The organism is Nonomuraea maheshkhaliensis (assembly GCF_039529435.1).
Lineage (GTDB): Bacteria > Actinomycetota > Actinomycetes > Streptosporangiales > Streptosporangiaceae > Nonomuraea > Nonomuraea maheshkhaliensis.
The window spans coordinates 12,820-34,980 of sequence record NZ_BAAAMU010000104.1; the positions used below are offsets into that span (position 1 = coordinate 12,820).

19 protein-coding genes are annotated in these 22,161 nt (G+C 72.1%); 5 read left to right on the forward strand and 14 right to left on the reverse strand.

Going from position 1 to position 22,161, the window contains the following annotated elements; genetic code table 11:
- Positions 1 to 25 precede the first annotated feature (25 nt).
- Positions 26 to 1,585, reverse strand: a complete 1,560-nt coding sequence (locus ABFX54_RS42860; protein WP_346112680.1) for an NAD(P)-binding domain-containing protein — start codon at positions 1,583 to 1,585, stop codon at positions 26 to 28.
- 103 nt (positions 1,586 to 1,688) lie between these two features.
- Complete coding sequence (locus ABFX54_RS42865; protein ID WP_346112682.1) at positions 1,689 to 3,197, reverse strand: class I adenylate-forming enzyme family protein; 1,509 nt, start codon at positions 3,195 to 3,197, stop codon at positions 1,689 to 1,691.
- A gap of 89 nt (positions 3,198 to 3,286) precedes the next feature.
- Here ABFX54_RS42865 and ABFX54_RS42870 point away from each other — a divergent pair, with 89 nt between their 5' ends.
- Entirely contained in the window at positions 3,287 to 3,973 is a 687-nt protein-coding gene (locus ABFX54_RS42870) for a sulfotransferase family protein (protein WP_346112683.1), read from the forward strand.
- A 72-nt stretch (positions 3,974 to 4,045) separates the two neighbouring features.
- Here the strand turns inward: ABFX54_RS42870 and ABFX54_RS42875 are convergent, their stop codons facing one another.
- From ABFX54_RS42875 to ABFX54_RS42885, 3 genes are all read right to left on the reverse strand, one after another.
- On the reverse strand, positions 4,046 to 4,735 hold the full coding sequence (locus tag ABFX54_RS42875) for a DUF4352 domain-containing protein (protein ID WP_346112684.1): 690 nt from the start codon (positions 4,733 to 4,735) through the stop codon (positions 4,046 to 4,048).
- Between the two features lie 297 nt (positions 4,736 to 5,032).
- Positions 5,033 to 5,338, reverse strand: a complete 306-nt coding sequence (locus ABFX54_RS42880; protein WP_346112685.1) for a hypothetical protein — start codon at positions 5,336 to 5,338, stop codon at positions 5,033 to 5,035.
- Positions 5,314 to 5,772: a hypothetical protein gene (locus ABFX54_RS42885; RefSeq protein ID WP_346112686.1), complete on the reverse strand. Its 459-nt coding sequence runs from the start codon at positions 5,770 to 5,772 to the stop codon at positions 5,314 to 5,316. Before ABFX54_RS42885 ends, ABFX54_RS42880 begins: the two co-directional genes overlap by 25 nt.
- Positions 5,773 to 5,910: 138 nt before the next feature.
- Here ABFX54_RS42885 and ABFX54_RS42890 point away from each other — a divergent pair, with 138 nt between their 5' ends.
- Together ABFX54_RS42890 and ABFX54_RS42895 are read left to right on the forward strand one after the other, a co-directional pair.
- Positions 5,911 to 6,657 carry an SDR family NAD(P)-dependent oxidoreductase gene (locus ABFX54_RS42890; protein WP_346112688.1) on the forward strand — a complete coding sequence of 249 codons (747 nt, stop codon included), beginning with the start codon at positions 5,911 to 5,913 and terminating at the stop codon, positions 6,655 to 6,657.
- Positions 6,658 to 6,750: 93 nt separating this feature from the next.
- Complete coding sequence (locus ABFX54_RS42895; RefSeq protein ID WP_346112689.1) at positions 6,751 to 7,629, forward strand: hypothetical protein; 879 nt, start codon at positions 6,751 to 6,753, stop codon at positions 7,627 to 7,629.
- A 19-nt stretch (positions 7,630 to 7,648) separates the two neighbouring features.
- Here ABFX54_RS42895 and ABFX54_RS42900 read toward each other — a convergent pair whose 3' ends face one another.
- From ABFX54_RS42900 to ABFX54_RS42910, 3 genes are read right to left on the reverse strand one after another with little or no spacing between them, the layout of a single operon-like run.
- The gene (locus tag ABFX54_RS42900; RefSeq protein WP_346112691.1) at positions 7,649 to 10,858 is read right to left on the reverse strand and encodes an ATP-binding protein; all 3,210 of its coding nucleotides are present in this window, start codon (positions 10,856 to 10,858) and stop codon (positions 7,649 to 7,651) included.
- On the reverse strand, positions 10,858 to 12,141 hold the full coding sequence (locus ABFX54_RS42905) for an oxygenase MpaB family protein (RefSeq protein WP_346112692.1): 1,284 nt from the start codon (positions 12,139 to 12,141) through the stop codon (positions 10,858 to 10,860). The genes ABFX54_RS42900 and ABFX54_RS42905 overlap by 1 nt, the downstream gene beginning before the upstream one ends.
- Positions 12,142 to 12,163: 22 nt before the next feature.
- The gene (locus ABFX54_RS42910; protein ID WP_346112694.1) at positions 12,164 to 12,874 is read right to left on the reverse strand and encodes a Crp/Fnr family transcriptional regulator; all 711 of its coding nucleotides are present in this window, start codon (positions 12,872 to 12,874) and stop codon (positions 12,164 to 12,166) included.
- 179 nt (positions 12,875 to 13,053) lie between these two features.
- On the opposite strand from ABFX54_RS42910, the gene ABFX54_RS42915 reads away from it, so the two are divergent.
- The gene (locus ABFX54_RS42915; protein WP_346112695.1) at positions 13,054 to 13,626 is read left to right on the forward strand and encodes an RNA polymerase sigma factor; all 573 of its coding nucleotides are present in this window, start codon (positions 13,054 to 13,056) and stop codon (positions 13,624 to 13,626) included.
- A gap of 38 nt (positions 13,627 to 13,664) precedes the next feature.
- Here ABFX54_RS42915 and ABFX54_RS42920 read toward each other — a convergent pair whose 3' ends face one another.
- The 6 genes from ABFX54_RS42920 to ABFX54_RS42945 all read right to left on the reverse strand — a co-directional run bounded on the left by ABFX54_RS42920 (position 13,665) and on the right by ABFX54_RS42945 (position 20,681).
- The gene (locus ABFX54_RS42920; RefSeq protein ID WP_346112696.1) at positions 13,665 to 14,942 is read right to left on the reverse strand and encodes a hypothetical protein; all 1,278 of its coding nucleotides are present in this window, start codon (positions 14,940 to 14,942) and stop codon (positions 13,665 to 13,667) included.
- 189 nt (positions 14,943 to 15,131) lie between these two features.
- On the reverse strand, positions 15,132 to 15,551 hold the full coding sequence (locus tag ABFX54_RS42925; RefSeq protein WP_346112697.1) for a hypothetical protein: 420 nt from the start codon (positions 15,549 to 15,551) through the stop codon (positions 15,132 to 15,134).
- Between the two features lie 108 nt (positions 15,552 to 15,659).
- Positions 15,660 to 17,645: a beta-galactosidase gene (locus ABFX54_RS42930; protein WP_346112698.1), complete on the reverse strand. Its 1,986-nt coding sequence runs from the start codon at positions 17,643 to 17,645 to the stop codon at positions 15,660 to 15,662.
- A gap of 27 nt (positions 17,646 to 17,672) precedes the next feature.
- The gene (locus tag ABFX54_RS42935) at positions 17,673 to 18,506 is read right to left on the reverse strand and encodes a carbohydrate ABC transporter permease (protein WP_346112699.1); all 834 of its coding nucleotides are present in this window, start codon (positions 18,504 to 18,506) and stop codon (positions 17,673 to 17,675) included.
- A complete protein-coding gene (locus ABFX54_RS42940) occupies positions 18,503 to 19,465 on the reverse strand; it encodes a carbohydrate ABC transporter permease (protein ID WP_346112700.1) in 963 nt (320 codons plus the stop codon). The genes ABFX54_RS42935 and ABFX54_RS42940 overlap by 4 nt, the downstream gene beginning before the upstream one ends.
- A gap of 1 nt (position 19,466) precedes the next feature.
- The gene (locus tag ABFX54_RS42945; RefSeq protein WP_346112702.1) at positions 19,467 to 20,681 is read right to left on the reverse strand and encodes an ABC transporter substrate-binding protein; all 1,215 of its coding nucleotides are present in this window, start codon (positions 20,679 to 20,681) and stop codon (positions 19,467 to 19,469) included.
- A gap of 161 nt (positions 20,682 to 20,842) precedes the next feature.
- Between ABFX54_RS42945 and ABFX54_RS42950 the strand changes: the two genes are divergently transcribed.
- Positions 20,843 to 22,033, forward strand: a complete 1,191-nt coding sequence (locus ABFX54_RS42950; protein ID WP_346112703.1) for an ROK family transcriptional regulator — start codon at positions 20,843 to 20,845, stop codon at positions 22,031 to 22,033.
- Positions 22,034 to 22,161: the final 128 nt, after the last annotated feature.

A 22,161-nucleotide genomic window follows, 5' to 3' on the forward strand; every position in this document is an offset into this window, starting at 1 on the left:
CACCCCGGGACGGTTCGTACGACGCTCACCTCGGGACCGGGGCGGTGCGGCGGGCGAAGAAGGCCCGCAGGGGCTCGACGTGCACCTCGGCGGAGTTCCACTCGTTCTCCAGGTTCTCCGTGATGTGGTGGGCGGCCACGGGCTCGCCGGGGAAGTGGTGGCGCACGACCGGATGCAGGTAGTGGCCCTCGTGCGCCCTGGCGGCGTCGCTCTGGGCGATGCGGCCGACCGCGATGTCGAACGGGTCGTACGCGTCGTGGTGGGGGCCGTACTCCAGGGTGATCGCGAAGTGGCCGCGGTCGCCGACCGGCGGGCCCTGGAGGTCGAACGGAACCTCCTCCAGATAGCGGGCCCCGCCTTCGCCGTCCAGCACGATCATGTCGGCCAGCAGGCCGAACTGCTGCCACAGGGCCGAGGTGCGGTTGATCCGCTCGACGACCGCCGCCGCGAGCGCGGCCGGGTCCGCGGGCAGCTCCCTGGCCGGCCAGGGGACGTCGTGGTAGCGGGACTCCATGATGCGGTGCAGGGCGCGGGCGCCGTACCTGAAGCCGTGGATGAAGCCGCTGGTGCCGCGCCGGAAGTCGCGCGACTGGGTCAGGGTGCCGGCGAAGTAGAGGTCCGGCACGCTGACCGACTCGTACGCGGGCGTCAGCGCCGGGAACCTGCCGTCGATCACCAGCTCGGGGCGGCAGCCCGCGGCGAAGATCGAGGCGTCGAAGCGGAAGCCGGTGCAGACGATCACCCGGTCGTACGGGATGTCCTTGGTGACCTCGTTGACCCGGGCGAAGGCCACCGTCGCCAGGTACGTGCCGTCCGCCTGCCGCTCCACCCGCCTGACGTCGCCGTCGAGCAGGGCGTTCTGCGACTTGAGCTGGTAGGTGTCCAGGAGGCCGTTGTTGATCGCCCTTAGATGCCCGACGTAGTGGGTGCGCCAGGCCATGCGCAGCGAGTGGGGGCCCGCCACGTGGATGACCGCGGCGGTCTCGATCAGGTTGTCGGCCGTCTCGAAGCCCGAGTTGCCCTTGCCGATGATGAGCACGCGTTGGCCGATGTAGTCGGCCGGGTCGGTCGAGGCTTCCGCGTAGGTGTCGGCCGTCTCGATGCCCGGGATGGGCGGGATGTTGGGCTTCATCACGCCGGTCGCCACGATGACCCGCGCGGCCTCGTACGTGGTGCCGTCCTCGACCGTCACCAGGAACTTCTCCGGCCGCTCTATGTGCACCACGCGGGAGTCGCAGGAGACGCGCAGGCCGCGCGCCCGGGCGAAGTCGCCGAGGTAGCGGACCAGGTCGTCGGCGGCGGGGAAGTAGCGGTCGCTGTAACGGGTGAACAGCAGGCCGGGGTCGTCGCAGAGCAGCGAGTTCCAGTCCATCCGCAGGTTGAGCTCGGGGTCGTCCCAGCCGGTGTGCTTCTTGTTGATCGAGATGAGCGTGCGGTGGCGGGGAAAGGTGCGGAAGAAGCGGCCGGGAGCCTCGCTCGCTTCGAGGATCAGGTAGTCGCGGCCCGCTTCGTGCAGGAAGTGGCCGAGCTGAAGGCCGGCGGGGCCGGCGCCGATCACCAGGTAGTCCAGGGAGTTGTCCGGCACTGACGCCTCCGTTGCGACGTAAGTGATGGAAAGGGCAACATCAGTGTGGGCGGGCGATTATCAGAGATTGCTCAGAGGCACCCGGGGGGACTTGCCCGATTGCTCAGGGGGCACTTGTGCCGTACTGGGCGAGCAGGGCTCGTTTGTCGGGCTTGCCGCTGGTGGCCACCGGCACGCCGGGGACCATCGTGATCGTCTTGGGCACGCTGTCCTCGCCGAGCTCCGCGCGTACGAGCTCGCACAGCGCGGCCCGGTCCGGCACCCGTCCCGGCGCGGGCACCACGAACGCGTGCACGGCCTCCCCGGTGCCCTCGTCGGGCGCGCCCGCCACGTACGCCTCGGCCACGCCGGGATGGCCGGTCAGCGCGCGCTCGATCGGGCCCGCGTACACCACCATCGCGTTCACCATGATCACGTCGCGGGTGCGGCCCGCCAGGTGCAGGAAGCCGTCCGCGTCCACGTGGCCGAGGTCGCGTGTGCGCAGCCAGCCGTCCCGCAGCGTGTCGCGGGTCTCCCGCTCGTCGCCCCAGTAGCCCGCCATGACGTACGGGCTGCGTACGTGTACCTCGCCCGTCCGCCCCGGCGGCAGCTCCAGGCCGTCCTCGTCGCGCACGCTCAGCTCGACCCCCGGATGCGGCCGCCCGACCGGGGCCACGACGCCGGCGGCGATGTGCTCGGGGGTGAGCATGGCGACGTTGCCCGCCTCGGTCTGCCCGTACCCCTGGTAGACGACCGGGCCGAGCCGCTCGGCCGCCGCGGCCAGCCGGCGCGGGCCGATCGGCGAGCCCGACACCATCAGCGCCCGCAGACTGGACACGTCCGCCGTGTCCACCAGCTCCAGCATCGCCGCCAGGCGCGGCACGGTGATGATCGAGCCGGTGATCCGGTGGCGCTCGATCGCGTACGGGAACAGCGGCCGCCCGTCGTCCTCGGGGATGACCGCCGTGCCCCCGCCCAGCAGGCACGGGGCCAGGAACTCCAGCACCACCATGCTCGCGAGCGTGCCGAACAGGAGATAACGCTCGAACCCCCGCGCGAGGGCGGCCGCCATCGGGCCCCAGACGCGCGGCTGCCAGGCCCAGTGCTCGGTGAGCGCGCGGTAGGTGATCGCGCAGCCCTTGGGGCGGCCGGTGCTGCCACTGGTGAAGGTCAGCGCCGCCACGTCGTCCGCCCGCGCCACCACGACCGGCGGCGCGGTCGTACGGCGGACAGGATGAGCCAGCAGGTCCGTCGCCCCGGGCACGGGACCGAGCGAGAGCGGCGCCCCGGCGCGGAGCAGCCGGGGCGTGGCCGTCGCCGGGTCCACGATGACGGCGTCCATCCCCATGCCGAGCACGTGGTCGAGCTGCCCCGGCGGGTACCCGGGGCGGATGCCGACGACCCGGCAGCCCAGGACGTGCGCGGCCATGTGGGCGGCGAACGCCTCCGGCGTCACCTCGGTCCTGACGGCGACCGCCCGGCCGGGGCCCACCCCGGCCTCGCGCAGCGCGTCCGCCAGCCGCCGGATCAGCTCCAGCAACTCGCCGCGCGTGACGGTCCCGGCTCCGTGCTCGAACGCCGGCGTCGCGGGGGCGGCCCGCAGCGCGTCGAGCAGGGCGGTCGGGAAGAGCATGCTCGGCTCCTCATCACAGCAGTGGCCTATTGCCCAATGTCGTCATATAACGGGATTCACATCAGAGGCGGATCAGAGACGAGCCTGACGTGAAGGTCTTCGGCGCCGGATTCGGCCGTACGGGCACCAGGTCCCTGCAGGCGGCACTCGAACTCCTGGGTTTCGGGCCCTGCTACCACATGTCGACCGTCATCGCCGAGCCGTACCGGGTGCGGCAGTGGCTCGACGTCGGCGAGGGCCGCTCCCGCGACTGGGACGCGGTGTTCGCCGGATTCCGGTCCGCCGTCGACTGGCCCGCCGCCGCGTACTGGCGCGAACTGGCCGCCCACCACCCCGACGCCAAGGTCATCCTCACCGTCCGCGACCCGGGCCGCTGGTACGACAGCGTCAGCGAGACGATCTTCCGTGCCTTCCTGGACCAGCGCCGCCCGCCGCCGCACCGCCGGATGATCAGCCGGCTCGTGGCCTGGCGGGCCCCGGACTTCGCCCTCTTCCCGCGCATGACCAGGGCGACCTTCATCGACCCCGTCTTCGACGGCCGCCTCGACGACCGTGACCACGTCATCGAGGTGTTCGAGCGGCACATCGCCGAGGTGAAGGCCACGATCGCGGCCGAGCGGCTGCTGGTGTTCGAGGCGGGGGACGGGTGGGGGCCGCTGTGCGCGTTCCTCGGGGTGCCGGTGCCGGCGGAGCCGTACCCACGGGTCAACGAACGAGCGGACTTCCGCCGCAAACGCCCACGCCGCCTGGCCCGCCTGATCCTCCGCGGCCGCTGACGCCGCCTGTCCCAGGTGCCTGTGTGCGGGTCAATGATGCGCGTCCGGGCCACGCAGGACCGGCGACGCCTGTCATGACAACGTCCACTCGCCTTTCTGCTCGGCGAACCCGCTGTCCAGCGCGAACTGGAACTTCGCCGGCACCGCGCCCTCCGGCACCTCGAACACGATCATCCCCTTGCGCGAGTCGCCCGCGTTGATCGTCGCGCTGCCGCCGAAGCTCTGGCCCTCGCGGACCGTGTAGACGGTGGAGCGGTACTGCTGGCCCTGGGTGTCGATGAGCCAGGCGCCGTTCGACGGCGCGTCGCCGTAGACGGCCTGGCTGGTGTTGGCGAGCGTGACCTCGACGGCGACCAGCTTGGCGCCCGCCTTCGGCTTGAGCAGGTCGGAGGCTGGGGTGGCCGCGGCGACCACCTGGTTCACGGTCACGCTCATTCGCAGGCCGGGTGTACGCCCCGCCAACGCGACCGCCTCACCCACCGCAACCGGCCCCCGCCCCGCCGGCCCAGCCGAGTCCTGTACGGCTTGCCCGGTCGGGTCCTGTACCGCCTGCCCGGCCGCGTCCTGTCCCGCCTGACCGGCGGCCGGATCGGTCGTGTCCTGCGCAGACGGGTTCCCGAGCGGCTCGCGAGACGGAATGACCAGGTTCGCCCCGTCGGCCACCGGGCCCCCGCCGGTGTCCGTCAGCACCATCGCCACGGCCGCGCCCCCGCTGAGGAGCAGCAACGGGACACCGACCGCGAGCAGCACGATCAACGCCACGTTGGACGGGAAAGGCGACGACGGCTGGACAGACGACAGCGGCGACGGTGGTGGCCGCTGACCGTACTGCGGTGGAGGCCCGCCACGACCATGGGGCTGCCGCGGGGGACCGTACGGGCTTTGCGGCGGTCGCCCAGGACCGAAAGGACCTTGCGGTGGTCGCGCGGGACCGTACGGGCCTGGCGGCGGCTGGGGCGGAAAGGCCATGTCGGGGCTCCTGGTCGAAGACGGCAGTATTGGGACGTTCCAGGAGCGAGTCCGGTTGACTGGATCTTCGAGGGAGCAGCCGGTGCTGCCTCAGGTGGTGTCGCGGGTGGCGAACAGGGCGTCGATGCGGGCGCGGGTCAGGGGACCGTCTTCGTCCCGATAGGCCCGCCACGCCCGCGCCGCGTCGGCGAATGGGAGGTCGGCCAGGATCTTCGCCAGCTCCCAGCCCGGCCGCGCCGGACCACAGTTCTCCCGGTCCAGCACCACCACACCGCCGTCCAGGGCCCGCCGCACGTTCTCCATGTTGACGTCGCAGTCGCAGGTCTCCAGGGAGGTGGTGCCGGACGGAACGACAAGGGCGCCGAGCGCGATCAGCCCAGGCAGAAGCCGCTCCAAGGCCCGCACCCACCCCATGCACCCTCCCCACCGACCTCCGGACGCGCGCCTGAGGCCTGAGCCGCGCCTGCCTCCGCGCCCGTCTCCCGGCCCGTCCCACCACCCGTCTTGTCGCCCACCAGGTCCACCCACGCGTACACGCGGCACCCCTCGTGCGGCACCGCGCCCCACGTCGTCAGGCGCGGCTGCGGGAGCCGGACGCCCGCTGCCGCCGCCGCGAACTGGAAGGCGAGGTCGCCGGGCACCTCGTGCTCCTCGACGGGCACCGGCAGTTCCTTGACCGCCCACGTGCCGGCGGCGGTGTCGAGCCGCCAGATCCGGCCCAGCTCGCCGCGGGCCGCGCACACCGGGGGCCGCAGCGGCCGGCCCAGCTCGTATGCCGACGCGACGCCCGCGGACCATGTTCCGGCCGTGGCGCCGGAGGGTGCGGACACGGCGACTCCTGGTTCAGGGGATGGTGTCCATCGTAGGGTGGCGCCGGCTCGCGGCGGATCCACCACAAACGACCCAAGAGCCGCACACCGCCGCACCCGCCGGAAACCCGGACAAGCCCGTCCCCTAGGGTGCGGTGGATGAGTGGACGTGGAGTACTTGTCACGGGAGCGTCGAGGGGCATCGGCCGAGCCGTCGCGGCGGCCTTCGCCGCGGCGGGAGACCGGGTCGCGATCCATCACCGCGACTCCGCCAAGGAGGCCGACAGCCTGCTCGCCGAGCTGCCCGGGCACGGCCACGCGGTCGTCAGGGCCGACCTCGCCGACCCCGAGGGCGTCAGGAGCATGGCGGACGAGGCCGCGGCGGCGCTGGGCGGCGGGATCGACGTCCTGGTGAACAACGCGGGCGTCTACCTGCACCACCCCATCGCCGAGCTGTCCTACGACGAGTGGCAGGACGCCTGGCGCCGCACCCTGGACGTGAACCTGGTGGGCGCGGCCAACCTGACCTGGTGCGCGCTGCGGCACATGCAGGACGGCGGGCGGATCGTCAACGTCTCCTCGCGCGGAGCCTTCCGCGGCGAGCCCGACAGCCCGGCGTACGGCGCGAGCAAGGCGGGCATGAACGCGCTGGCCCAGTCGCTGGCCATCGCCCTGGCCCCGCGCGGCATCGCGGTGGCGACCGTGGCGCCGGGGTTCGTCGAGACGGACATGGTGAGCGAGCACCTCAAGGGCCCGGGCGGCGCCGCCATCCGGGCGCAGAGCCCGTTCGGCCGGGTCGCGCGGCCGGAGGAGATCGCCGCGGCGGTGCTCTACCTGGCCTCCCCGGCGGCGGAATGGGCGAGCGGGACGGTGCTCGACCTCAACGGCGCCTCCTACCTCCGCTGATCCCAACACATCCCGCTATGCCGTGATCTGCCGGAAATAGCGGGCTATTGTGACCCTCAGGGCACTTCGGGAACTCGCTCAGAGGGAGACGGTGTGGCCAAGGGCTGCGGATACGCGTTGGTCTCGGTCGTGTTCGTCGTCACGGTCCTGGCCGGCACCCTCCTCGTGTACGTGACGAGCGGCCCCGCCGCCACGGTCGCCGCCGTCCTGCTCGCCGTGATCGGCCTGTGCGGGGTGGTGGTCGTCCACGACCTGCGGCGCCGCAGGTCGGCGGCGGACGAGGAGCGCGTCCTGCTGGCCAGGGAACGCGAGCACGTCAAGCGCACCGTCGACCTCGTCACCGACCCCGGCCTGAGCGAGCGGGAACGACTGGTCGTCATCGACTCCTTCATCCCCAGGCTCGGGCTGGGCGCGTCGCGCGCCGCCTACCGCGACCGGTTCGTGCTGGTGCCGGAGTTGTCGCCGCCCGCCAGGGCCCTCCTGGAACGCGGCAGAAGGGCGGTCATGTCCGTCTACACCTCGCAGGTCATGTACCAGCGGCTGCTGGACGGGCTGGCCAACGAGGTGCTGCTGCCCCGGCAGATCTGGGAGATCGCCTTGCTGCTGCGGGTCCAGACCCAGTTGCAGCACGAACAGGACCGCGCCATGCGGGGCGTCGTGACGCCCGAGCTGCGGGCCGTGCTGGAGCCGCAGCAGGAGGCGCTGCGCCGCTCGGTGGCGTCCGTGACGGCCCGGGTCCAGAGCCTGGAACGGTACGCCCGCCGGGTCCAGGAGGCCGACGCGGCGCTCAGGGCGCAGGCGGCGCTGGCCGACAACGACAAGTACCGGGCGCTGCTGGCGCACACCGACGACGCCGACGGGATGCGCGAACTGGAGGCGCACGGCGACGCGCTGGAGCAGACGCTGGCCAAGAGCGTGCGCGAGGCCATCGAGGCCGGTCGGACGCTCTCCCTCCGTCCGGCCGCCCCCTGACCTACGCTGACACCCTGACCTACGCGGACAGGCGCCGTTCCAGCAGCAGCGCCCCCCGGCCCGCCAGCAACGTACGGCACCACCCGCGCAGATCCGCCCCCTTCGGCCCGGACACCTCGCCCGAGTCCAGCAGCCCGGCCCAGTCGAGCAGCGACTCGGCCAGCATCAGCGGCACCCCCTGCCGCTCGTGCACCTCGGCCGCCGCCTCGAAGTGCGCGGCCGCCCTGGCCGGCTCGCCCATCGCCAGGCACAGGTGGGCCAGGTAGTGGTGCCCGCAGTGGTGGGCCACCGTGCCGTGCCCGAACGTCTCGCCGTCGGCGGCCAGCGCGTCGTACAGCGTCGCGGCCAGCTCGGACCGGCCCAGCCGCGCGGCGGCCACGGCGAGGTTGTCGAGGGCGGGCCTGTGGGCCATGTTGCGCGGCGGCGTGGCGCCCCCGTAGGCGAGGATGCGGTCCAGCAGCGGGCCGGCCTCCTCGTCGTCGAGCTCGCACAGGTACCGCAGCACCGCGTGCACCGGGTCGGCCCGCGGCGCCCGGCCGGCCTTGCGCAGCCGGTCGCGCAGCTCCCACAGCCGTCCCTGCAGCCGCCTGATCTCGGCGATCTGCTCGGAGTAGAAGGCCATCGCGTCCAGGCGGTAGCCGATCTGCGAGCCCAGCCGCAGCGCCGACTCCGCCTCCGACTCGGCCTGGGCCAGGTCGCCCTGCATGAGGGTCAGGCCGGCCTTGGAGTAGCCGATCAGCCAGGTGAGCTGGGGCTGCCCGAGCCGGCGCGCCAGCTCCTCCGCCTGGTCGAGCAGCAGGGCGGCCTTGGCCGCGTCGCCGCCGTCGAGTACCGGGGGAGTGCGCTGCATGTACGCGTGGAACAGCACCAGGTCGTCACCCGTCCTGCGGGCCGCCTCCAGCATCTCGTCACCGTCGCGGTGGCGCTGGTGCAGCGGGTCGGCCGGGATGATGGTCAGGCTGCGCATGCCCAGCACGCCGGCCAGCGTGCGCGGGTCGCCGGACTTGCGGGCCAGCGCGACCGCCTCGTCGCTCAGCGCGAAGCGCCGCTCCCCGTCGGGCGCCCAGATGAGCTCGGAGGCGAGCTGGGCGGCCAGCAGCGCCCTGGTGCTGACGTCGGTGGAGTCGACCACCTTGCGCGCCTCGGTCAGCAGCTCGATCCGCTGCCGGTCGGGCGCGGGCGAGATGCTGGAGCCCCGGTTGCCGCTGAGCGCCGCGGTGACGACCAGGTCGTGCCGCCCGCACTCGCGGGCCAGCGCCGCCGCGTCGAGCAGCGTCCGCCTGGCCTCGGGGTGCCCGGCCAGCCACATCGCCCGGCCGCAGTCGACCAGCAGCTCGGCCCGCCGTTCCACGGTGCCGCCGGGGGAGTCGTGCAGCAGGCCGAGCGCCCGCTGGTACCAGGTGACCGCCTCGCGGTGCGCCAGTCCGGCCAGTGCGTGCTGCGCGGCGAGCACGGCCGCGTCCGCCGCCGCGCCCACCCGGGCGCGGGCGCTGCCGTGCTCGGCGGCGGCCAGCAGGTGCGTGGCCACCACGTACGGCCGCGACCGCATCGCCTGCGGGTCCGTCTGGGACAGCGCGTCGGCCACCCGGCCGTGCAGGAGAGCGGCGCGCGGCGCCGACAGCGTGGAGTAGAGGGCGTTCCTGGTCAGCTCGTGGGAGAAGTGGCAGGACCCGTTGTCCAGCATGGTCACCAGGCCCGCCCCCATCGCCTCCTCGGCCGCGGCCACGAAGCGCGCCTCGTCCAGGCCGAGCCCGTGCCGCAGCTCGGCCGAGGACATGCGCTCGCCGACGGCCAGCAGGCTGACCAGGTCTCTGGCGTCGGGGTGCAGCTGCGACAGGCGGGCCAGAACCATCCGGATGACCGAGTCGGGCACGGCCAGCGCGTCCAGGTCCTTGCCCGCGGCCAGCTCCCTGATCACCTCGCTGATGAGGAACGCGTTGCCGCCGGTGATCCGGTGCAGCACCGAGGCGTCGCCGGCGGCGCGCGCCTCCGTCAGCGCGTGGGAGACCTCGTCGGGCCCGAACGCGGGCACCGGGACGACGCGGGCGTCGGCGGTCAGCTTGTGCAGCTCCGGCATGGCCGACTCGACCGGCACCGGCCGCGACATCGCGAGGACCAGCAGCGGCAGCGCGTCGGCGTCCCACATGAGGGCGTTGAGCATCTGCAGCGACTCCAGCGTGGCCCACTGCAGGTCGTCGACGACCAGCAGCACGGGCCGCACGGTGGCCAGGCGCTCGATCAGCGTGCGGGCCGCGGCCAGCAGGTGGTAGCGCTCGGAGACGGGCTCGGTGGCGGGCGGCACCTCCAGCGACAGCGGCGGCGCGGCCAGCGACGGCGCGAGGCGCACGAGCTGGCCGCACTGCTGGTCGATCCCGGCCCGCAGCAGCAGCGCCGGCGAGGTGCGGGCCAGCCGCTCGACGGCTCCGGCGATCGGCTCGTACGCCTTGCGCGCCGGATCCGTGCACCGCCCCGCGAGCACCGTGAACTGCCGCTTGAGCGCCCGCCTGGCCACCTCGGAGGCCAGCCGCGTCTTGCCCACCCCCGGCTCGCCCTGCAACAGCACCAGGTTGCCGCCGAACTCGGCCGCCGCCAGCTCCGCGTCCAGCGTCCGCAACTGCTCCTCCCGGCCCACGAACGGCAGCCCCCGCTCGTCCAGCCACGGCGCCAGCCCGGCGCCGAGGTGGTGGTCGGCGCTCTGCCAGTGCAGCTCGTAGGTGTGCATCGGCTCGCGCAGCCCCTTGCCAGGCAGCCGTCCGAGATCCTTGAACTCGTGCCGGCTGCGCCCCTGGGCCAGCCGCCGCACCAGGTCGGTGCAGAGCACCTGCCCGCCCTCGGCCACCGCGACCAGCCGGGCCGCCTCCACCGTCGGCAGCCCGCTCACGTCGTCGTGACCCCAGCACACGTCGCCGGCGGCCAGCGCCGCCCTGATCGAGATCTTCTCCTGGGCCCGCTCGTTCTCGTCGGCCACGGCCTGCTGCACCGCGATGATCGCGTCGAGCCCGGCCGTGGCCGAGTCGAACACCGCCATCAGCCCGTCGCCCAGGCTCTTGGTGAACGACGACCCGCTGGCCGTCACCACCGAGCGCAGCAGCTCGTACAGGCGGCGGAAGACGACGTTGGCCCGCTCTTCGCCGAGCCTGATCCGCAACGCGGTGGAGCTGACCACGTCGGTGAACAGGATGGTCGCGGTGGTGAGCGTGCCCGGCTCGTGCGCGCGGTCGGCGGTCACTAGTGCGGCCCTTTCCGCCCTTGGGCGGGCGCTCGTAGCGTGCGGCGGACCGTGCGGCGGATCGCGCGGGTCCTCACCGCGGTGCCGGAACGCCTGATCCGCCACGCGCGGGCCAGCTCCGGAGGGATCCTGAACGCCGCCTGCCCGCCGGAATGGCGGTCGATCAGAGCGACCACGATGTGCCGCCCGGACTTGCGTACCAGCCAGCGAACCACAGAGTCCACCGGGCGGGCCAGCCACGTGCCCCTGTTAGCTTCTCGGGCCAGCCGGAACAGCGCCGTGAACCACCAGGCCGGCGGGGGCACGTCGAGCAGCTCGGGCACCCGGTCGGCGCCGTGGGCGGCGTCGCGGAAGATCCAGTGCACCAGGCTGCGCGGCAGCTTGCGCCAGCCCAGCGGCATGAACGCCTCCATCTCCTTCAGCAGCACGCCCATCAGCCTGACGCCCTCGTCGCTGGGTTCGAGCAGGCGGCCCAGGCGCGCGCTGATCGGCTCGACGTCGTCGAGCGTGAGGGGGCCGTCGCGGCACACCTCGATGCCCATGAGGTGGCCGAAGACGCTCCAGGTGTAGAGGTTGGCGGCGCGCTCCTCGTCGCTGAGCGTCACCCCCATGGTCTCCATCGCCTCCCATGTCACCACGGAGAAGTCGAAGAGCGTGGCCAGCAGCAGCTCCTGGTTCACCGGCGGGCCGTGCCGCTCGGTGTCCCACCGGCCGGCGTAACGCTCCTCGACCAGAGCCCGTACGAACGAGTGCAGGATGCGCAGCCCGATCGCCGTCGTGTGGCCCGGCCGGCCCGGCTGCAGGCTGCCGGTGGACTTCAGCCCCATCACGTCCACCAGCATCTGGCCGGTCTCCGCCACCCGGCGGGTCATGTGGTGGGTGGCCAGGTTGGAGACGCCGGCCAGCACCCTGGCGCTGGACGTCTCCGCGTACGCCATCGGCAGGCAGGCGAAGAACAGCGCGGCCGACTGGTAGAGCCCGTAGTCGGAGAACACGGCCTGCCCCTTGGCCAGCAGCTCCCGGTCGTCCCCCCAGTCCGGCAGGTCCCTGGCGAAGTCGAGCGCGTCGAAGATCTCGTGGGCGGGCGACTCGCCGGACGGCTCCCTGGCCTCCCGCTTGGCCTCGCCCAGCTCGGCGACCACGGCTTTCACCAGGTCGAGCGCGCTCTTCCCGGCCGGCTGCGCCGCCAGGTACTCGGCCACGACCTTGTCGATGTCAGGGTCGGCCTGCCGGCGAAGCTGCCGGAACCTCTCCTCAGGCCAGCGCTCGTCGTGATCGTTCATGTGCCCCGTACTCCAGATCCGGTCAGAGGCCGCCCCGTTTCCGCAGGGCGGCGACATTCAGCAGCGTGATCGTCCGCCCCTTGACGGCGATGAGGTTGCGCGACACGAGCGACTGCAGCGCCCGGTTGACCGCGGGCCGCGACGCGCCGATCAGGGCGGCGAGGTCGGACTGGGTCAGGCCGGGCAGGTCGACCACCCCGTCGGACTGGCCGTGCTTGTCGGCCAGTTGCAGCAGCAGCTTGGCCAGCCGCCCGCCCAGATCGAGGAAGGCGAGGTCGGCCGCCTGGTCGGTGAGCCGGCGGACCATGCGGCCGAGCAGCCGCAGGAACTCGTCGGCCAGCCCGGGATGCTCGCGCATCAGCTCCAGCAGCCGGGCCCGCGGCAGCGCGAACACCCAGGCGGGCCGCACGGTCGTGATCGAGGCCGACCGCGGCGAGCCGTCGAGCAGCGCCATCTCGCCGAAGGTGTCGCCGCGGCTGAGCATGTTGAGCACGATCTCGTCGCCGTGCTCGGTGGTGAACACCACCTTCACCAGCCCGTCCAGCAGGACGAAGAGCGATTCTCCAGGATCGCCCTGGTGGAAGATGATCTGCCCCGCGCGGTAGCGCCGCGACACCCCCGCCTGGGCCGTGCTCCTGATGCCCTTCTCCCCCAGAACGCGGAACAACGGGATCTCCGCCAGCACGGCGGCGACCGGCTCGACGTCGTGGGGAAGCCCGCTGCGCGCGTTCATGCAAGAACTCTAGGACGCATTCCACGGGCGGACAGCCTCCCGTTGCCGATCTCCGGAATGTGACGAGGACCACACGCGCACTGTCACTTCCGAGACAGTCTTTTCGGATCATCCGGCGCACGGTGAGGTAGCCGGCCGGAATTGGCCCCCCGAGAAACCGGACCGGCGGGGAGAAAGACATGCAGTTGGACACCATCGAACGCCTCGACACCGCCGCCCTCGTGTCCGCCGCCCAGGAGGGCGACACCGTGGCCTGGGAACGGCTGGTCGAGGAGTTCAGCCCGATGCTGCGCGCGCGCATCCGCCGCTTCCGGCTCAGCCACGAGGACGCCCAGGACGTGCTGCAGACCACGTGGTTGCTGGCCTGGCAGAACCTGCGCAGCGTCGAGGACGGCCAGCGGATGGCCGGCTGGCTGGCCACGATCGCCTTCCGCGAGTGCCTCAAGCTCACCAGGCGGACGAAGGAGATCTGCACACCCGACCTCGACTCGCTCGGCAGCACCGACGACGTCGACAGGGAGCTGGCCAGGATCTGGCTGGCCGGCACGCTGGCCGAGCTGGTCGAGGAGCTGCCGGCGGCGCAGCGGGTGCTGTTCAGGGCGCTCACGGAAACCTCCGAGCCGCACTACGTGGACGTGGCGCGCAGGCTGGGCAGGCCGGTCGGGAGCATCGGGCCCACCCGTGCCCGCTGTTTCGCGAAGCTGCGCGGGCTGCTCCAGGCCCGCGAGATCACGCGCGACTTCCTGGACTGATCTCTTCTCGGTCGGTCATGTCTGGTTGATCGGGTCGGTCAGGCCTCTTCGGTGACGGCGTCGAGCGGGATCGCCTCAAGGAACGGCTCGAAGTCGAAGTGGGCCATCTCGTGCGCGTCCGGGTCGGTGGTCTCCGCCGGATAGGCGTAGAACCGGCGCCGGCGCCGCAGCCCGGGCAAGCTGTCGAACATCACGCTGACGGCCTCGGGCACGAGCCCCCGCGTCATCTCCTCGGCCAGCCCCTCGGCGATCTTCTCGTCGAACGGCACCCGGTAGAGGGCCTCCACGTTCTGGTAGACGCGGAAGTAGCTGACGATGAAGCGCATCCGGTCGGGGTAGGACACCCAGTCGCGCACCCCGGCCGTGGCGGCCTCGCGGTCGTCGGTGATGAACTCCTCGGCCAGCTTGCGCACCTTCTCGTTCTGGATCGGCGCCCACGCCCGGTCGATGTCCACGCCGGCCGGCGCCGTCAGCGGCTTGCCGACCTTGATGTCGCTGAGCGGCGTGGCGACGGCGAACAGGTGGCGGGTGTAGAGCGAGGACCACAGGTCCTCCAGCTTGCGGGTCAGCCAGGGCTGGTCGGCGTGGCTCGCCGCGTACAGCTTGAACCGCTGGAACGGCTTGCGGGTGACCAGCGAGCGCAGCGAACGCCACGACACCCGGGTCATCCAGCGGACCGGCCGGTAGAGCACCAGCTCCAGCGCCGCCTGCGCGCGCGCCTGCTCGTACGCCGACAGCGCGATGTTGGCGCCGAACAGCAGCTCGCCCCTGGCCACCGGATCCTCGGTCCGCGCGGCCTCGACCATGAGCTGCGCCGCGTCCTTCAGGTAACGCGGGTCGGCGGGCGACAGCAGGCCGGTCAAGAACTCGGGCGGCTCGGGCGTCAGCTCGGACTCCGGGCTGACCTTGAGGTAGCGGTCGGGGGTGTCGTTCCACAGGTTGACCGCGAGGCTGGCGGTCTCCAGGAAGATGGCCCGGTTGGCCAGCGCCAGCCCGAGCTGGTAGCTGGGCCCGAGCAAGGTGAGCAGCGTGGCCCGGAACAGCCGCTTGAAGCGCTGCGGCACCCGCAGGCGGCGGCCGAAGTCCTCGATGAACGGCGAGTCAGGACCCAGGTCGAGGCTCTCCCCGATGGCCTTCGAGGTCCAGGTGGCGTAGCAGTACCAGTTGTTGGCCGCGCGGCCCAGGCGTACGGCGAGGTCGGTGGCCACACGGTGATAGCTGTAGGCGATGACCATCGCTTCGAGTGCCGCGTCGCGGTCCTTGTAGGCCGCGATGCGCAGTACGTCGTCCGCGGTCACCGCGGTCGGCTCGGACATGAGGTCTCCCAATCGGCTGGTCCCGTCGCCCCCGTGGCGCGCTCATGGGGATAAGAGCGCCTTCGGGTGGCGTCAGATACAGTCCGGCGGCCTCGAAGCCCCGTGACCGCCGGGCAGGAGCGTAGGAGCGCCCGCTTGCGGCAAGCTTGCAGCGCGCCGCCCCGGGCGCCCGGCCCGGAGCGGCGCCGCTCATTCCTTAACCATGATCTTGCTGATCACCACGAATCCGCCGAGCGCCCCCGCGGTGCCGGCGGCCGTCGTCGTGGTGAGGTTGACCACCAGGTCGTACGTGCCCGGGGCGAGCTGGCCGCGCATGGGGATCGAAGCGGTGTAGCGGCCCGAGCCGGGGGTGAAGGTCATCTCCACGGGAGGCGACGGATGCCGCGACTCACCACCGCCCAGCAGATCCGCGATGATCTCCAACTGCCATCGTCCCGTCAGCCAGTCGACCAGCTCACCGGTGACCTCCCAGCTCACGTCCACGGTCCAGCCCTCGCCCCGGTGAACGACGTTCGTGGGTTGAGCTCCGGGATCGACAACCTGGCCGTGAAGAATGCCGGCCAGTTGCTCGGCCGGCACTTTCATCACCTGGAACTCTCCGGTCGCCATTTTTTTCCGATCTCCTCTCCGTGCGGGACGGGTCCCCCGCGTGAGGAGCAGAGCGACGGCGGCGGCGGCGAAATACGCGTCGTTTCCCCGGGATATGACGGACTTTCGTCAGCCGATGAAACCACCGATCCTGACCAGATCGCCGGGGCCGGCGGCGCCGGTGCGTACGCCGTCCAGCCGCACGCTGGCCTCGACGGCGCAGTCCAGGTAGGCGTTGACGCCCTTGACCACCACGTCGCCGATCTCGCCGCCGGCCAGGCGCAGCACCGCGCCGCCGCCCTCGGCGGCGACGACCTCCACGGTCCCGTACGGGGTGCGCAGGCCGATCGGCCCCTCGTTGCCCGTCCGGACGAGCACGACGAGGTAGTGCACGTCCCCGTCGGGGTGGCTGCGCAGGTACGCGTCCGCCTCCCCGTACAGGACGAGGTTGTCCCCATCCGGCGGCGCGGGGGCGGCGGGCATGGGAGTGGCGAAGGGGGCGAGCAGCGCGTACGGCTCCAGCCGCTCGTCCAGCTCCGGCACCGGCCCGTCCACCAGCACCACGCCGCCCGCCTTCGCGTACCCGGCCAGCAGCTCCTGCACCCGCCGGTGCAGGAAAGGACCGCCCGGCACGGTGAGCGACCGGTAGGCGGCCAGCTCCTCCGGCGTCGCGCTCTCCAGCTCGACCAGCCCGTAGTCCAGCCCCCGCGCCCGCATCCGCTCGTGGAAGGCCAGCAGCGCCCGCCCGCACCCGGGCCCCTCGGTGCCTCCCGAGAGCGCGGCGATCCCGGCATAGGGGAGATACAGCCCGAACGCCTCACTCCGCCGCGGGACGCACTCCAGGAACTCGGCCCCGTGCGCGGCGAAGAAGTCCGCCAGCGCCCGCACCACCGGCGCCTTCGAGGTCGCCGTGCCGCCCGCGTCCACGGGCGCGCAGTCCGGATAGACCCCCGTGTGCGCCGCGTCGAGCTCCGGCCCCCACCCCGACGTGGCCACCCCCGTGTAGACGTTGAACCCGGTCGCCCCCGCCGCCAGCGCCAGCAGCGACTGGTGGAAGCTGGTCGCGCCGTCGATGTAGGCGGGGTCGTACAGCTCGGCGAAGCCCCAGTTCTCCTCCAGGTTCGGCCCGGGGGCGCGCTTGGCGGCGATCACGTAGCGGGCCTGCGCGGCGGGGTCGGCGGACACGACGCCCATCCAGTTGGTGAAGCCGTAGGAGATCTCGCCCCACAGCTCCGGCCTGACCCTGGCCAGCCAGTCGTCCAGCTCGGGCACGGTCGGCGGGTTCAGGTTGACCAGGACCGGCAGGTCCGAGCCGACCGCCCGCGCCCAGACGCGGTAGACGCGCGCCAGGTACTCGGCGTGCGCGCGCCCCCAGTCGGCCTGGGCGAGCGGGCCGGCGGCAGGCCCTGGCGGCTCGATCTCCGCCCAGTCGGCGTGGCCGGTGCCGTGCAGTGCGTTGTACTCCTCGGGCGTGCCGTACCAGGACCGCAGCCGGTCCCGGTGGAACGCGATCCCGGAGGGGCTGTAGTCGTAGGCCGTCAGCGGCAGCGCCCCGCTGGTGTAGACGCCCTCGTTCGCGATCTGCAGCGCCACCACCGCGCCGGCGCCGGGCAGCACCTCCTTGCCCACGCTCGCCAGCCAGCGCGTCGTCATGGCCAGGAACGCCGTCCCGAACGGCGCCGGCAGCGGGCGCATGGCCGCGCCGTCGTCCCAGCAGGCCGGCGCGCCGGCCGCGTCGAGCAGCGGCTCGATCGACGGGTCGGCGTCCGGGCAGACCCAGTCGGGCAGCCCGCCGTAGCTCAGCTCGGCGTGCACGAACGGACCCGGCTTGGCGATCACCCGCAGCCCCAGCTCGTGGCAGAGCGCCAGGAAGCCGACGACGTCCCTGGCCGGATGGGTGCGGCCGGTGAAGTCGGGGGCCGCGCCCGCCTCCGGCTGGTGGTGCCGCCAGGGCAGGTAACAGGTGATCACCTCGATCCCGAGCTCGTCCCGTACCGCACGCAGCCGATCGGCCCACACGGCCGGATCGTCGCGATAGTACGGATAGTCGGCGGTGACGAGCACCCGCGGCACGCCGTCGACGACGGCGACCCCGTCGCGGACCTCGATGACCACAGTGATTTCCTCCTGGTTCCTTAAGATTCAGCCCTTGAGGCCGGTGAAGGCGATGCCCTGAAGGATGCGGCGCTGGAAGACCAGCAGCACGCCGATCACGGGCAGGACGGCGAGCGTGGCGCCCGCCATGATGTAGTACGCGCGACCGCCGTCAGGACTGGCCACGAGCTGCTGCAACGCCAGCGGCAGCGTGTACAGCTCGGGGTCGTTGGTGACCAGCAGCGGCCAGACGAGGTCGTTCCAGTGGTAGAGGAAGCTCGTGATCGTCACGACCGCCAGCACGGGCTTCGACAACGGCAGCACGATCGTCCAGAAGATCCGCATCCGGCCCGCGCCGTCGATCAGCGCGGCCTCCTCCAGCTCCGCCGGCAGCGACAGGAAGAACTGCCGCATCAGGAAGATGTCCAGCACCGAGGCGATGTTCGGGACGATCAGCCCCCACCCGGTGTCGAACATGCCCAGCGACTGGGTGACGTGGATGCGCGGCACCAGCAGCGTGATCGCGGGCACCATCATGCCGCCCAGCATGATCACGAACAGCCGGTCGCGCCCGGGGAAGGGGATCCGCGCGAACGCGTACGCGGCCAGCGCGTCGATCAGCAGCTTGGCCGGCACCAGCACCGCGCACACCCAGACGCTGTTGACGAAGGCGCCGCCCAGCCCGCCGACGTTGAGCACGTAGTCGTAGTTGCCCAGCGTGGCCGCCCACTCGCCGGTCTTCCTGTCCAGCGGCAGCAGGTTGGGCACCTTGGTGTAGATGTCCTGCCCGTGCTTGAACGAGGTGGCCAGCATCCACAGGAACGGCACCACCGACACGGCCGCGAGCAGCGCCAGCGCCGCGTACATGGACGCCTTCCTCACGACGCCTCCTGCCTGACGAAGCGGAACTGCAGCGCCGTCACGATCACGATGAAGACCAGCAGGATGAACGACATCGCGCAGGCCGCCCCCATCGCGTCGTAGCGGAAGGCGAACAGGTAGAGGTGCAGCACGTAGGTCAGGCCCGACTGCTCGGGGCCGCCGGTGACGCTGCGCCCGTTGCCGGAGAAGATCACGTAGACCAGCCCGAACACCTGCAGCGCCGCGATCACCCCCGTCACGAGCAGGTAGAACGTGGTCGGCCTGAGCATCGGGAACGTCACCCGCCAGAACCGCTGCCACGGCCCGGCCCCGTCGATGACCGCCGCCTCCTGGATCGTGCCGGGGATGCCCTTGAGCCCCGCCAGATAGATGATCATCGAGATGCCGCACTGCCAGGCCGCGATGAACGCCAGCGCCGGGATGACCAGCTCGGGGGTGTTGAGCCAGTTCTGCCCGGGGATGCCGACCAGGCCGAGCAGCGTGTTGATCAGGCCGTACTGGGGGTCGTACAGCCAGCGCCAGATCGCGCCCACCGCCGCCTCGGCCGTGACGACCGGCAGGAACAGCAGCAGCCGGAACAGGTTGGCGCCGCGTCTGATCGCGTTCAGCAGCAGCGCCTGCGCCAGCGCGGCCACCAGCGTCAGCGGCACCGCGATCAGCGTGTACTGCAGCGTGACCCGCACCGACGTCCAGAAGTGCGGATACTTCACGTCGTCGAAGAGCAGGTCCGTGTAGTTCGCCAGGCCGACCCAGTTCGCGTCGGAGCGCAGGTTCCAGTCGGTGAAGCTGTAGTAGAGCGCCGACAGGGCCGGATACAGCAGGAAGACCACGAAGTAGACGAGTGCGGGCGTCACCAGCAGCACGCCCACGAGGTGGTCGCGGCGGCGGCCGGGCCCGCGGCGGGGCCGCCCGCCGTGACCCGCCGCCACCCGCTCGTCCGCCAGGGCGGGTGCGGCCACGTCAGCCGTTCCAGCCGAGCAGGGAGCGCGTCTTGCCCGCCGCGTCGCTCAGCGCCTGCTGCGCGGTGGCCTTGCCGGTCAGCGCCGACTCGATCGCCGGGGCGATGATCTCGTCGTTGACCTGGATCCACTGCGGCACCGCCGGCCGCGCGTGCGCCACCTTGAGCTGGTCGAGGAAGGCCGCCTGCTCGGGCCCGCCCGCGGCCACCTGCGCCTTGAGGTGGACGGGGAAGCCGCCGAACGCGTCGGCGACCGCGCCGTTGTGCTCCGCGCTCGCCAGGAACGCCAGCCACTTCCAGGCCAGGTCGGCGTTCGGGCCGGCGGAGAAGACGACGGAGTCCTCGCCGCCGATGTTGCCGGCCGGCTCGCTCTTGTACGGCAGCGGCGCCACGCCGAAGTCCAGGTCGGGGAACTGCTCGCGGATCGTCGGCACGTCCCACGGCCCCGAGATCGTCATGGCGGCCAGGCCGTTCTCGAAGGGCTTGTCGGAGTCGGTGATCTTGCGGGGCGACGACTGCTGCAGGTCCACCCACAGTTGCAGCGCCTCCACGGCGGGCTGCTGGTCGAACAGCACCTTCTTGCCGGCGTCGTCCACCATCTCGCCGCCCGCGCCGTGCACGATGCCGGGGAACATCCAGGCGCCGTAGCCGTCGCCCTTCGGGACGTTCATGCCGGCCACGTTCGCGTCGGCGGCGTGTACTTGGGCGGCGATCCGCTTGAGCTCGTCCCAGGTCTTGGGCGGCGCCGGCACGAGCTTCTTGTTGTAGAACAGCGCCACGGTCGTCTGGTCCTGCGGCAGGCCGTAGAGCTTGCCGTTCGCGCGGTTGGTGTCGAGGGCGCCCTTGTAGTAGTCGGCCTCGTCGACGAGCCCGGCGGGGACCTCCTTGATCGTGCCGTCGAGGGCGTACTTGGAGACCAGCGGCTGGTCGAGGATGCCGGCGTCGGGGGTGCTCTTGGCGGCCACGGCGCTGCCGAGCTTGGTGTTGTAGTCGTCCTTCGGAATCTTGACGATCTTGACCGTGACGCCCGGGTTGGCCTTCTCGAAGTCCTGGCGCACCTTCTCGATGACCTGCCCCGCCTGCGGGGTGCGGTCCTGGTACATCCAGAACGTCAGCTCCTTGCCATCGCCCTGCCCGCCGCCGCCACCGCCGCCACATGCGGCCACCGCGGTCGCGAGCATCGCCACGACGGCGCCACGCACAAGTCCTCGGCCCATTGTCGTACTCCTCATCGGGGGGATGGTCGGACCATAATCTAAGACTCGAAGAAAGTCAGGAAACGAATCGGTAACATCCACCCGGCCTCGCCGCCCCCTGCGAGGACGTTTGAACCGTGAACTAACATGGCGGCGGGTTCGCCGGAGAGGACGGGACGAGGATGGGCACGTCAGGGCGCAGGACCGTACGCGATCTCCGCCGGGGCAACCGGGCGATGCTGCTGCGCGCGCTCTATTTCGGCGGGCCCGCCAGTCGCAACGAGCTGTCGGCCGCGACCGGCCTCAGCGCGGCGACCGTCAGCACCATGACGGCGGGTCTGCTGGAGTCCGGGGTCATTGTGGAGGCCGGCCAGGTCGACTCCGACGGCGGGCGGCCCCGGGTGCTGCTCAAGGTGAACCCCGGCTACGGCTACGCGGTCGGCGTGGACGTGGGCGAGACCCAGGTCAAGGTGGAGCTGTTCGACCTGGGGATGAACGTGCGGGCCGGGGCCCACTACGCCGTCCGCTCGGCCAAGCACGACCCCGAACTGGTCGCCCGCCACATCCTGACCGGCGTGGACGCGGTCATCGCCGAGAGCGAGGTGCCGCCCGGGCGGGTGCTCGGGGTGGGCGTCGGCGTGCCGGGCATCGTCGAGCCCGGCCCCGACGCGCTGGTGCGGGCCAAGACGTTCGGCTGGGAGGCGGTGCCGCTCGGCACGCTGCTGCGGGCCGGCACCGCGCTGCCGCTGTACGTGGACAACGGCGCCAAGACGATGGGGCAGGCCGAGCTCTGGTTCGGCTCGGGCCAGGGCACCCGCGACGCGATCATCCTCCTGGTCGGCTCCGGCGTGGGCGGCACGGTGGTCACGGACGGCCGGATCTACCGGGGCGCGGGCATGGCCGCCGGCGAGGTCGGCCATCTGAAGATCGTCGCCGGCGGGCGGGCCTGCCGGTGCGGGGCGCGCGGCTGCCTGGAGGCGTACCTGGGGGCCGAGGCGATCCTCGACCGCGCGGGCGTCGTGGCCGACTCGGCCGACGAGGAGAGCGCGCTGGCCAGGCTGCTGGAGGAGGGCTCGCCGGTGATCGGGGAGAGCGTCGAGCTGCTCGGTGTGGGCCTGTCGAGTCTGGTCCACCTGTTCAACCCCGAGCGCGTCGTGATCGGCGGCTGGGCGGGCCTGATGCTGGGGGGCCGGCTGCTGGCCGAGATCCGCGCGGCCGCCGCCGCGAACACGCAGGCGCAGCCGTTCCAGCCGGAGACGGTGGTGCTCGGGCGGCTCGGGCCCGACGCGGTGGCGCTGGGGGCGGCCACGCTGGTCGTCGAGCCGTTCCTGGGCGGGGCGGCGTATCCCGAGTCTGTCCCGACTATTGCCTAGAAGTTAAATCAAGGCTTGACAGAAGTGCGGGCCGCGGTCACTCTCGGCCAAGAGAGCGCTCTCCCGCCGCCCCCTGCTTGTTCCCGTGAGGAGTCCGCAGTGCACCCCCGCCGCCGTACCTCCCTCAT